Raw genomic sequence first — 12,128 nt, 5'->3', positions numbered from 1 at the left:
GGGAATATGTACATTAATGAAATTGAAAATGATATTAATTTTCATTAATATTTGCATTCCGTAAATTCTTGTAAAGAAAAATTACATGTCTACTGTATCCCTGAAGAAAGCTGCGCTCTGCGCGCTGGCCGTTGCAAGTTCTCTCCATGTGTTCTCTGCCCCGGCTAAGGATTTTACCGAGCAGGCATTCCTCTCACAGCCTCTTGGTCACGGCGTTTATGAGCTGGCTTATGATAACAGCCAGAAAACACTCTATGCCGCCTCCGCGCCCTCATTTGATAAAGATAAAACGACGGGATTAGTCTTTCGACTGGTAGCCGATTCGCTGCAGATTAATGAGAAAATAGCCACCGAACGCCGCGCCTTTGCGCTCTCTCTGGATGAAGAAAACCATATCCTGTATTTGGGCAATGCGCTGGATGGTTCGCTGACGCTTGTCGATACGCAGACCAATAAGGTGATCCAAACGCTTCAGCTCAGCGATGATTTGGATCCTGAGAAACAGGCTCATGTCCGCGAAGTGGTGCTGGATAAGCCTAATCAGCGTCTGTATGTGTCCGGAATCGGGCGTAAAGGCAAAGGCCTGCTTTGGGTCGTCGATACCCGCAAGCAGCAGCTTATCGAAACGTTGAACAACATCGAGCCGGTGGGGTTTGCCGTGGATGCTTCCGCTGACAAGGTGTATGTAGTCACCGGCAAGGGGGAACTGGTGACCCTTGATGGCAAAACGTCGAAACTCCTTTTCCGGGTGAAGGTCGATCCGGCTGAATCTGACCACTACTTCCTCAATATCGCCCTGAACACCGCCGCCGGAGTCGGATATATCGCCGATACCAATAACCGCGATGTGCTGGTGGTGCAGCTGGACTCCGGCAAGTTGGTCGATCGTATCGCTTCGCCAAACTCCATCGCCGTGCTCTATCACGCCGGGCGCGATGAAATCTATGTGACCCATCGTAACGATCGCTCGATAAGCATCATCGACGCGAAAACCAACCATCTTAAACACACCATCAAAACGGCGGCCATGCCCAACAGCCTGGCGCTTTCAGCGGATGGCGGAACGCTCTATGCCAGCGTCAAACAGGACGAAAAAAGCAACCTGGCTGACTACGTTCTCAAGATTGATCTAACTAAATTTTAAGGATTTTTTGTGACGATGAAAACACGCCTGGACGTGGCGGTGGCGCTCGCCTTGAATCTACCTGCGGCAGCCTTCGCCGCAGATGGCGCTGTAGTAAATGAAGAACAGATGGTAGTGACCGCCACGGGATTCAGCCAGGAGAGGCGCGAGGCGCCGGCGACGATCTCGGTGCTCGATGAGAAGGCGCTGAATACCCGCTCAAATCAAAACATCACCGAAGCGTTGCGCGAGATGCCTGGCGTGCTGGTGGGCAACGGTCACGGCAGCCTGGCGACCGGCGATGTACAGATGCGCGGTATGGATTCGACCTATACCTCGTATATGGTGAACGGCATCAAGCAATCTACCCGCGAATCTCGTCCCTACGGGCATCATATTGGGACGGAAGCGGCGTTTATGCCGCCGCTGGCCGCTATTGAACGAATCGAGGTCATTCGCGGGCCGATGTCTTCGTTGTACGGCTCTGACTCTATTGGCGGCGTGGTCAACGTCATCACCAAAAAGGCGTATAACCTCGACACATGGACGGGGGTGCTAGAGGATAATTACTTCCTGCAGGAGAAAAGCGAATACGGCAATACTAACCAGACAAACGCCTTCTTTATGGGGCCGGTCGTGCCGGGTAAACTCGGGGTCAGCGTGGGCGCGGATTATCTTGATCGTCGCGATGATGACAGCCCAAGCAAAGAACGTTTTGTTAAGCATCAGGCCGGGAATCTCGACGCCACGATTTCTCTGTCGCCAACCGATACCCAGCTCTGGGATCTGAACGCCGCCAAAGGTAATCAGGAGAAAACCCATAATGATAAAGCGTGGTACTGGGGTTTTGACCGCGATGCGGCATCGCTGTCACAGCATGCCTGGTACGGTGATGACCTGCTGGAGGTGAAGAACTTTATCAGCTACGAAAAGGCCCGCACGGAGTACCGCGTGCCCGGCATGGACCCGCAGTTTATTAAGCAGAATAATTTTGAGGCCAATAGCGCGAACACCTTTACGCTGGCCGATCACAAGCTGACGTTAGGCGTCAACTTTACGCGCAACGAGTTGAATGACACCTTCGGTATCGCCGACAAACAGGCGCCTGGCGTCACCCCGGTCAGTAAAATTACCCGCCACGGCTGGGCGGTATTCGCGGAAGACGCGTGGATGATCGTCCCGGACTTTACCCTGACGACCTCGGCGCGCCTCGATCATGATAGCTATTTCGGTTATCACGTTACGCCTAAGCTGTATGGTAACTGGGCCATTGACGAAACCTGGGCGCTGAAAGGGGGCGTGTCCGCCGGCTATAAAAAACCGGATTTACGCCAGAATAATGCCGGTTTTACCAGCGTCTACGGGGCTTATCCTTATTCTGAAATCGGTATTGGCAACGACGATCTCAAGCCGGAACAAAGCATCAATACCGAGCTGGGCGTGTACTGGCAGCAGGATGCCCTGGCGCTCGACGCCACCCTTTTTTACACCAAATTTAAAGATAAAATCAGCGACCATACCATCTGTACTTCATCGGCTACCCAGAAGTGCCAATACAATGGCTATACCGCCGATAGCGTGTCGCAATATATTAACGTCGGTGATGCGCAGATCTACGGTGTGGAGCTGAACGGCGACTGGCAGGTGACCGCAGCGCTGAAGGCAAACGCCAACTATACCTACACCCACAGCGAACAGAAAAGCGGTGAGTATAAAGGCTATGCGCTAAACGATTTCCCCAGCAGTATGGCCAACGTTTCGCTGACGTGGAACACCACTTCCGATCTGGAACTATGGACCAAGGCCAGCTGGCGCAGCAGATCGCCGGATATCGGCAAGTCCAGCTCAACGGACGCCTACGCGCTGGTGGATTTAGGCGCGCGTTACCACCTGACTAAGCGCGTCACCCTGATGAGCGGGATCTACAATCTGTTTGATGTCAATCCGGTTTACACCACCGCCTACAGGCAGACGGCGATGCTGGAAGGGCGGCGCTATAATTTTGGTGGACGTGTGGAGTTCTGAAAACAATGCAGGGGGCCGAATGGCCCCCTGCGATAGCATGTCAAAAAGACCTGTTATGGCCTGAAGTCCAGAACGGCATTGCTGAATGTCTGATAGGTTTTTTCATCCGGCGCTGGCGGGATTTTGGCTCCTTTCAGCGCGGACACTATCTGCGCACATAACGCCGGGTCGCCGTTCTCGACGGTGGCGTTATCCACCGTCCCGTCACGCTGTAGCGCTAAGCGTATGGAGCATCGTTGCCCCTGATACGACTGCGGCTGGTCTATTTTAGCGGAGATAGCCTTCTGAACCTGCGTCAGATAGCGTGCGACGTTGGCCTGCGGTGAAGTATCTGAACCCATCGGATAATCGCGAAACATCTTATCCACTTCTGCCGATAATTTAGCGTTTTCAGCGCTATCCGGCGCAGAAGGGGGGGCCGAGCAGGCGGAAAGGAGTAAAGAGAGGAGACAAACGCGTACGGGGCTGAGTCTTAAGGGCATAGTCATGCCTCCTTGCTGGTGAGGGTACATTCCGGGTGCGAGGCCGTTATCCTCTGATATTTCGCGATTATATTCAAACGCTAATCGCTGACAGCCCCGCAGAGCTTTGGCTGCAGGGCGTCAGTTATAAGTGACGTTGTCACTATTTCTTCGCATTCTCAGCAGGTCATTTACGCCATCCAGTCGCGGATAAGGTCTCCGTATAGCTGTTCAGCCTCCTGCAGTCGGCTGAGCAGGCAGTATTCGTCGGTTTGATGAGCCATAGAGGGCTCGCCGGGGCCGAGAATAATACAGGGTGGATTACCCAGCGCTGGCAGCAGCAGCGAGGCATCGGTAAAGTAGGGCACCACGCGCGGTTCGAGCGGCCGATCGTGCAGCGGCTGGCAGCGCTGATAAACCTGCTTTATCCATGCGTGATCCGCTTCGCTCAATACCGCAGGCAGATCGACCAGCGTCGATATCGTGACGTTCTCGCCAAGCAGCGTGGTCAGGCGCTGGCGGATGGTGGCGTGCTGTAAATTGGGCGCGCTACGGATATCGACATCAAAACGCGTGCGGTCCGGCACGGAATTAATATTTAACCCGCCTTCGATCCGACCGACGTTAAGGGTGGGCTGCTTCATCAGCGGATGCGGCGCGCCCGGTGAAAAATGTTGAATCTTACCCAGCGCATCCGCCGCCAGATAGATAGCATTTATCCCCAGTTCAGGCATCGCGCCGTGGGCGGTTTTCCCGCGGGTTTCGCAGCGTAACCACAGCGCGCCTTTATGGCCGATAACCGGGTAATTGGCGGTAGGCTCGCCGACGATCAGCGCGCCCGTTTCCGGCAGGGAAGCGGATTCAATCAACGCCCGTGCGCCGTCGCAGCCGGTCTCTTCCCCGCCGGTAATCAGCAATACCGCGCCGCGCTCGGCCATAATGGCTTCCCGGTGCTCAACGCAGGCAACGGCAAATGCCGCCACCGCCGCTTTCATATCGCTGGATCCGCGACCGTAAAGACGCCCGTCCTCTATCTGCGAGCCGAAAGGATCGTATTGCCACTGCGCATTACCGAGCGGCACGGTATCCAGATGGCCGGTAAAGACCAGCGGTTTACCGGCCGTCGCCCCGCGCAGCCTGGCTATCAGATTACTGCGTCCCTCGCCGAACGAGGACAGCGAAACCTCAAAGCCGCTATCTGCAAGCCAGCCGGCAAAGAAGCGCATGCAGTCAGCTTCGCTACCCGGCGGATTGATGGTGTTAAAGCCCAGCAGTTGCCGGGCCAGTTCAAGGGTGGTGGTCATCAGCGACGTTCCGTCAGCCAGTCAAGGCAGTTAATCCACAGCTGGCGATAGCCGGGCCAGTTGCTAAACTCTTCCGGCAGCCAGTGCGCCGACATATCGCTGGTCCATACCAGCGAGCGCCCCTGTTGATATTCGCGAACGGCCAGCAGCGGATGGCCGGTACCGGCGATCGTCGCCAGCAGTTTGCCTTGCGGATGCATTTCCACTTCGTTGTAGCCCAGCAGCCACGGCCATTCGCCGGGAATATCGTTAAACAGGGCGTGAGATTCCGTCACTTCAGCATAGCAACCTTCCGGGGTTTCAATACGATCGTCCCATGCCAGGCAGCGGACCGGCAGAACCTTCTCGACGGCGGTATGGCGATAGCGCGCGCCGCCGTTAATTCCCTGGAAGCTGTAATAGCCGCCAATCATCATCAGCGCGCCGCCAGCGGCAACGTAGTCATGGATAAGCGTCAGACGGTTGGCGGTACGACGGCTTTTCAGCCAGGTATCCGGATGCAGCAGCAGCGTATTGGCGCCGATATCCGAGAGAATAATTGCGTCCCACTGCCGCAGCGCGTCCTGGGTCAGCGGGAAGTCCGTCGCCGCCGCGTGGGCGGGCATGTAGGTAATGGCGTACTGACTGTCCGCAAGCGCGGCGAGGAAATCCGTTGCGCCGGTGTGCCAGGTGGCGGTGGCAAACTGATCGAAGCCTTTAACATGTGTTGATGTGCTGGTCCAGGATTCACCGACCAGTAAGATTTTTTTCTGCATGATGTCTTTCCTTTTTATCCGCCAAAGACCCGTTGGGGATTGCCAATCATCAAGGTTTCAAGCTGTTCTCCGCTGACGCCGTGGCGCCGCAGACGAGGAACAAAATGCTTGAGTATGTAGCCGTAACCGTGGCCGCCGTAGCGGGTGAGCATGGTTTTCAGGAAGATGTCCTGCGACAGCAAAATCTGCTGGATATAGCCGTCGTCAATCAGCTCGCGAATGGCGCGGGCGTTCTCCTCGTCGGAGGGCGACTGAGCCGACTCGTCGGCGTAGTAATAGCTCATGCCGATCATGTCGTATTCGAGAAATGCCCCGCGCTGCGCCAGTTCACGCTGGTAGCGCTTATCGGCAAAGCTGGGATTCATATGGCACAGCACGGTATGGCGTAGATCGGCGCCTTCCTGTTCGAGAATATCCAGCACCCGGTGACCGAGCCGCTCCCAGCCCGGCAGATGGACCTCGATCGGCACGCCGGTCGCGGCACTGGCCCGCCCCGCGGCGCGCAGAGACTTCTCTTCATCCGGCGTAAAGCGGCTTGAGATACCAATTTCGCCGATAAGCCCGGCGAGCACTTCCGGTTTCTCCTCCGCGCCGCCCAGATCGTAAATCAGCCGTTCGGCCAGCTGTTCGACGCTGCTGGTTTTTACCCACTCGGGGTGCGACGGTTCCAGATACAGACCGGTACCCATAATAATGTTCAGGCCGGTCAGACGCGCGATGCGCGCCAGCGCTTTGGGATCGCGGCCAATGCCGATATTGGTCGGATCGACCACCGTCTCCCCGCCAAGGGCGCGATATTTGGTCAGCTCTTCAATCGCCACGTCGACGTCAAACAGCTGGCAGTTATCGCGGCTCATCAGTGGGTTCAGCGACAGTTCGCCGAGGTTTTCCATCTTCACCGGCATTTCGGCAAGATGACGATCGCTACAGCAGCAGGGCGGCACCCATTTGCCGGAGGCATCCAGCAGAATATGCTCGTGCATCAGGGTCACGCCCATTTCCCTAACCGGCAGTGGGCCAAGCACCGTCATGACATAACCGCTGCTGACGCCAAGCGGCAGCGGGGTAGGATGGCGAAAAATTGATCCTTTCATCAGCTATCTATCCTTTTGCCGCCGCGCGCGCGGGGTTGAGAATGCGGGTGTTCAGCCAGATAGCCAGCAGGATAATGGTGCCGGTGGCTATCTGGGTGTAGAACGGCGAAATATGCGACAGGATCAGCCCGTTCTGGATCACCGCAATCGACAGCGCGCCGAGCAGTGTGCCGATAATAGTACCGAAACCGCCAAACAGGCTGGTACTGCCGAGCACAACCGCGGCGATAACCTGTAGCTCAAAGCCTTCGCCCTGGTTGGAGGAGCCGCTGCCGAGGCGCGCGGTGATGATCATGCCGGCCAGGGCGGCGGCCATTCCGCTGATGATATAGACCTTCATGGTGACCGCTCTGGTGTTGATCCCGCTGCGTCGCGCGCCTTCGGCATTCGCCCCGATAGCCGTCACGTAGCGGCCAAAGCGCATATGGTTGAGAACGATATGCCCGATAACCAGAATCATCACGCCGATCAGCGCGGGCATGGGGATACCGACAACCCAGGCGCGGCCGATAAAGGTAAACAGGCTGTCAGCCGGAACCGGAATCGAGTAGCCCTGGGTGACCAGCAGCGCGATACCGCGAACAACGGCCAGGGTGGCGAGGGTAACGATAAACGCCGGTATGCCTTCATAGGCAATGAAGAAGCCGTTGATGGCGCCCACCAATCCGCCGAGCAGCAGCCCCCCGAGCAGGACCACCGGCCACGACAGCCCCCAGTTGTTCAGGGCGATAGCGGACAACGCGCCGACCAGCGCGAGGGTCGAGCCCACCGACAGATCGATGCCGCCGGTGGTAATCACCAGAGTCATGGCGGTCGCGACGATCAGCAGCGGGGCGCTCTGACGGATTATATTCAGCCAGTTGGTACCAGTGAGAAAATTGCTGGTGATCAGTGAAAATACCACGCAGCAGAAGACAAAAAACAGCGCGATGCTCACCACGCCCGAGTGGTTATGCAGCAGGCGGCGGGGCAGCGAATGCTGGATCATGCGGGAGCTACTTAAGTTCATGATACTCATCCTGTTACCTCAGTGTGCAGCCGCAGAGCGGGCGGTGAATTTTTCGCCCACAATCAGGTTAACGATATCGCTCAGGCTGGTGTCGGCCACCCGCCGGTCGGCGACGTTGGTACCTTCATACATCACCATGATCCGGTCACAGACCAGGAACAGGTCCTGCAGGCGGTGGGTAATCAGAATCACGCTCACGCCGCGTGCGGAAACGCGACGAATCAGTTCCAGAACCGCTTCGACTTCCGCAACGGCCAGCGCGGCGGTGGGCTCGTCCATGATCAGCACTTTCGGGTCAAAAGCCGCCGCGCGGGCGATGGCAATGGCCTGGCGCTGACCGCCGGAAAGATTTCGCACCAGCAGGCGGGTATCGGGAATGGAAATTCCCAGCCCTTTTAGCATCTCCCGGGCATCGGCGTGCATTCTGGCCTCATCGAGAAAGGGGATACCAAGGACCGATTTCATTGGCTCGCGGCCCATAAACAGATTGCCAGCGACGTCAACCGTGTCGCACAGCGACAGATCCTGATACACCATCTCGATATGACAGCGGCGCGAATCGGCCGGATTAGCAAACTGCTGCTGTTCACCATCGATACGAATCGTGCCGCTGGAGGGGGTCACCGCGCCGGAGAGCACTTTGGTCAGGGTTGATTTCCCCGCGCCGTTATCGCCGACCAGGCCCAGCACTTCGCCCGGGGCCAGCTCCAGGTTGACTCCGCGCAATGAACGTATCGACCCGTAGGTCTTGGTGATATTGATCATCTCCACCCTTGGCGGGGGGGTTTGTGGCTGCTGCATCTGATAACTCCCATCGCTATTGCCGGGAAAATGTTCGTCATCCTGCGGGAGATACTCCCTCCGACACGGTTCACATTCTAGTAAACCGGTTTACCTGCGGAGCGGAGCACTCACCAATCCAGTCTGACCAAACGCTACGTAAGATATTTGTTCGCCAGTAAGAACATTGCAGCATCCGTGCCAGGGCAGGAATCACATCGCTGCCCTGTTACTTAACCTTATGGAATAAATAACGTTTCTTGATTCCATTCCGGTAAACCGGTTTACTGATTATAGTGAAGCGCTGGCAAGTCGAACGTTTTTTGCGCCAAAAACGGTCGCTTTTGCGCCATTTTGGGACGCGCTTAACAAATCTTGATCGAGTCGCGGCCAATCCATTCGACCGGCAGGCGGGTTTCTGCCGGGATATCTTTGTCGTTGTTCAGCAGGCGCATCATGATGTTTACCGCGGTGCGGCCCAGTTCCCGGGCGGGCTGGCGGATAGTGGAAATCCGCGGCTGGGTGAAATCGGCATAGTTGGCGTCATCAAATCCGACTAACGACAGCGCCTCCGGTGCCTGTAGTCCGCGGGCGCGCAGTCCGTCGAGCAGGCCAAGTACCAGATAGTCGCTGGCGGCAAAGATGGCGGTAGGGCGCTGCGACTGGCTAAACAGGTACTGCAGCGCCTGTTGACCGAACTCGCGCTGATAGTCGCCGTACATCACCCATTCAGAGGGCCAGCTCAGACCGGCCTGCTCCATGGCGGTGCAGAAGCCCTGGTAGCGTTCGCGGACGCTCATCAGCTTGTCCGGCCCGCCGACGAAAGCGATATGGCGATGCCCGGCGGCGATCAGTTTTTCGGTGGCGATGCGTCCACCCTGGACGTTATCGGCAAACACCTTCGGCACCGTACTGCCGGGTATATCTTCATCCAGCAGGACAATGCGTTCGTGACGCTGGATCTCTTTGCGCAGCAGGCCGTTATCGGGGCGGTTAGTCGTGAACAGCAGGCCATCGACCTGACAGGTATCCAGCCAGCGGATGAACTGACACTCCTTTTCAGGATTATTGCGGGTGATGCACAGCACCAGGCTATAACCGCTGGCCGAGGCGGCCTCTTCGGCGGCATCGGCCAGTTCGGCAAAGAAGGGGTTGGTGATATCGGGTAGCACCAGGCCAAGGGTTTCGCTGCCGCCTTTGCTCAGACGGCGTGCGAGGCTATTACCGCGATAGTCCAGTTCGTGGATCGCCGTTTCGATGCGGTCGATGGTGTCCTGCGGTAGCACGATACTGTTGTTCATATAGCGCGACAGGGTAGCCTTCGACAGGCCCGCCAGCTTTGCCACGTCGGATAGTAATACGCGTTTTATACTCATTTCCTGCGCCATTTCTGCCAGAATTGGCTATCTGTAACATAGTTAAGCGCGGTGGATACAGCAATTTCTCTGCACACAGAGGCCCGAAATAAATCCTTGACAAATTTTAAATGGCGGAGAATTGTATAGGCAGTTTACCGCATCATCCGGGAAGTCATTCCCAACCCCGTTTAACTCATTCCAGTCGCGCACCGACACGGACCGGTTGCCGGAATGAAATTAAGCAGGTATCCGCCGAACGGTCGATGATTGTTCTGGCCATATAGACGATATTTGCCCGCCAAAAAAATAATCTTTCTGCGTTCGCATGCGGCGCGGAACTTTGCTGGCTATCAACGATTCCCGACGAGGATAATGATGATGTTATTTAACACCGGAAAACTGCGTTTTATTGCTGTCGCAACAACAATGCTGGCATCTGTGAGCTTTATTTCTGCCGTCAGCGCTGCGGCTCCAACCTATGCCCTGGTACAAATCAATCAGCAGGCGCTGTTTTTTAATCTGATGAATAAAGGCGCGCAGGATGCCGCAAAAGCCAGTGGTAAGGATTTAGTGATTTTTAACTCTAACGATAATCCCGTTGCACAAAACGACGCGATTGAAAACTATATTCAGCAAGGTGTTAAAGGCATTCTGGTTGCCGCTATTGACGTTAACGGAATTATGCCGGCGGTAAAAGAAGCCGCCGCCGCTCACATTCCCGTGATTGCGATTGATGCCGTATTACCGGCCGGGCCTCAGGCGGCTCAGGTTGGCGTGGATAATATCGAGGGCGGCAGAATTATTGGAAAATACTTTGTTGATTACGTGCAGAAAGAGATGGGCGGCCAGGCGCGACTGGGGATTGTCGGTGCGCTGAACTCGGCCATTCAGAACCAGCGGCAGAAAGGGTTTGAAGAGACGCTGAAAAGCAATCCGAAAATTACCATCGCCAATGTCGTCGACGGGCAAAACGTACAGGATAAAGCAATGACCGCGGCGGAGAACCTGATTACCGGCAACCCCGATCTGACAGCGATCTATGCCACTGGCGAACCCGCTCTGCTGGGCGCTATCGCCGCCGTGGAAAACCAGGGGCGGCAGAAAGATATTAAAGTCTTTGGCTGGGATCTGACGGCGAAGGCGATTTCCGGTATTGACGGCGGCTACGTCACCGCCGTTCTGCAGCAGGACCCGGAAAAGATGGGGGCCGAAGCCCTGAAGGCGCTGAACAGCATCACCTCCGGCAAAACCGTACCGAAAACCATTCTGGTTCCGGCTACGGTGGTGACCAAAGCGAACGTGGATAGCTACCGTTCGCTGTTCAAGTAGGTCAGTGGGCGCCGCCCGTGGCTAACAGGGCGGCGAGTTCCTGGGCGTCGGGAAACGCGCTGAGCGTACCCCGGCGGCTAACGGTAATGGCGGCAGCCCGGCTGGCATGCGTCAACGCCAGACCATCGGGCGCCACGTTGCGCAGGATAGCGGATGCCAGCATCACGGCGAGGAACGTGTCGCCCGCGCCGGTGGTATCCAGCGCTGCGGCGGGGATGGCGGGGCAAAACTGGCGCTGCCCCTCGCGGATAAGCCAGGCGCCTGCCGCGCCCTCGGTAATGACTAAGGTTTTGACGCCGTAAGGTTGCAGCAGCTCGGCCTCTGATTCATTGACTACCGCGATATCGATAAGCGGCCACAGATGGCAAAAGTCAGGATTAACGGGTGAGGGATTGAAGACCGTTGTCATACCGCGGGTTTTGCCGTACTGGAATAGCGCCCGCGTTTTCTCCAGGGAGAAATTGCCCTGCTGTAGCAGAATATCGCCTGCGGCGGCCTTCGCCAGGTGCGGCATAATATCATCAAGGCCGAATGTATCGGCAGCGGCGGTGGTGGTAATGATGGCATTGTCGCCATCGGCGCTATTTAAAATAATCGAGGTATCGCTATGTTGGTTAAAATAGCTGTCGGGTAGTAGCGTCAGCGCTTCATTTTTCATCCGTTGGCGGATCCAGGTTCCGTTGCTGTCATTTCCCGTGGCGGCAATTAAATGCGTTTCTATTCCACAGCGAGATAATATAATCGCCTGATTCGCGCCTTTACCGCCGATATCCTGCGAAACTTTAACGCCGTGAATTGACGAGCCTTTTTTCGGTATATCCGGAATGGACCAGGTTTCATCTGCGGTAATATTACCGGTAACGTAAACACGCATAGTGTTCCCTTAACAG

General features: G+C 56.3%; 11 protein-coding genes. 3 read left to right on the top strand and 8 right to left on the bottom strand.

Translation table 11 applies throughout. The features are described 5' to 3' along the window. The first annotated feature begins 85 nt into the window (after nt 1-85). Together CWM52_RS08935 and CWM52_RS08930 are read left to right on the top strand one after the other, a co-directional pair. On the top strand, nt 86-1,144 hold the full coding sequence (locus tag CWM52_RS08935) for a YncE family protein (RefSeq protein WP_100683769.1): 1,059 nt from the start codon (nt 86-88) through the stop codon (nt 1,142-1,144). Between the two features lie 15 nt (nt 1,145-1,159). Further along, nucleotides 1,160-3,148, top strand: a complete 1,989-nt coding sequence (locus tag CWM52_RS08930) for a TonB-dependent receptor domain-containing protein (protein WP_416308798.1) — start codon at nt 1,160-1,162, stop codon at nt 3,146-3,148. Between the two features lie 53 nt (nt 3,149-3,201). Here CWM52_RS08930 and tolA read toward each other — a convergent pair whose 3' ends face one another. The 7 genes from tolA to CWM52_RS08895 all read right to left on the bottom strand — a co-directional run bounded on the left by tolA (nt 3,202) and on the right by CWM52_RS08895 (nt 9,939). Then, on the bottom strand, nt 3,202-3,630 hold the full coding sequence (gene tolA, locus CWM52_RS08925; protein ID WP_100683767.1) for a cell envelope integrity protein TolA: 429 nt from the start codon (nt 3,628-3,630) through the stop codon (nt 3,202-3,204). Between the two features lie 170 nt (nt 3,631-3,800). Further along, complete coding sequence (locus CWM52_RS08920) at nt 3,801-4,913, bottom strand: M20 family metallopeptidase (RefSeq protein ID WP_100683766.1); 1,113 nt, start codon at nt 4,911-4,913, stop codon at nt 3,801-3,803. After that, complete coding sequence (locus CWM52_RS08915) at nt 4,913-5,668, bottom strand: glutamine amidotransferase (RefSeq protein WP_100683765.1); 756 nt, start codon at nt 5,666-5,668, stop codon at nt 4,913-4,915. Before CWM52_RS08915 ends, CWM52_RS08920 begins: the two co-directional genes overlap by 1 nt. 14 nt (nt 5,669-5,682) lie before the next feature. Then, nucleotides 5,683-6,762: a phosphotriesterase family protein gene (locus tag CWM52_RS08910; protein ID WP_100683764.1), complete on the bottom strand. Its 1,080-nt coding sequence runs from the start codon at nt 6,760-6,762 to the stop codon at nt 5,683-5,685. Nucleotides 6,763-6,769: 7 nt separating this feature from the next. Next, complete coding sequence (locus tag CWM52_RS08905; RefSeq protein ID WP_165785362.1) at nt 6,770-7,771, bottom strand: ABC transporter permease; 1,002 nt, start codon at nt 7,769-7,771, stop codon at nt 6,770-6,772. Between the two features lie 18 nt (nt 7,772-7,789). Then, nucleotides 7,790-8,536, bottom strand: coding sequence for an ATP-binding cassette domain-containing protein (locus CWM52_RS08900; RefSeq protein ID WP_165785361.1), 747 nt, complete (start codon nt 8,534-8,536; stop codon nt 7,790-7,792). A gap of 380 nt (nt 8,537-8,916) precedes the next feature. After that, nucleotides 8,917-9,939 (bottom strand): LacI family DNA-binding transcriptional regulator, encoded by a 1,023-nt coding sequence (locus CWM52_RS08895; RefSeq protein ID WP_100683761.1) that lies wholly within the window; start codon nt 9,937-9,939, stop codon nt 8,917-8,919. 345 nt (nt 9,940-10,284) lie between these two features. Here CWM52_RS08895 and CWM52_RS08890 point away from each other — a divergent pair, with 345 nt between their 5' ends. Then, nucleotides 10,285-11,238: a substrate-binding domain-containing protein gene (locus tag CWM52_RS08890; RefSeq protein WP_100683760.1), complete on the top strand. Its 954-nt coding sequence runs from the start codon at nt 10,285-10,287 to the stop codon at nt 11,236-11,238. Nucleotide 11,239: 1 nt separating this feature from the next. On the opposite strand, the gene CWM52_RS08885 is transcribed toward CWM52_RS08890, so the two are convergent. Beyond that, on the bottom strand, nt 11,240-12,112 hold the full coding sequence (locus tag CWM52_RS08885; RefSeq protein ID WP_100683759.1) for a ribokinase: 873 nt from the start codon (nt 12,110-12,112) through the stop codon (nt 11,240-11,242). Nucleotides 12,113-12,128: the final 16 nt, after the last annotated feature.

This window comes from Raoultella sp. T31 (assembly GCF_002806725.1).
Lineage (GTDB): Bacteria > Pseudomonadota > Gammaproteobacteria > Enterobacterales > Enterobacteriaceae > Klebsiella > Klebsiella electrica.
This window is presented reverse-complemented; position numbering and strand designations above follow the sequence as displayed.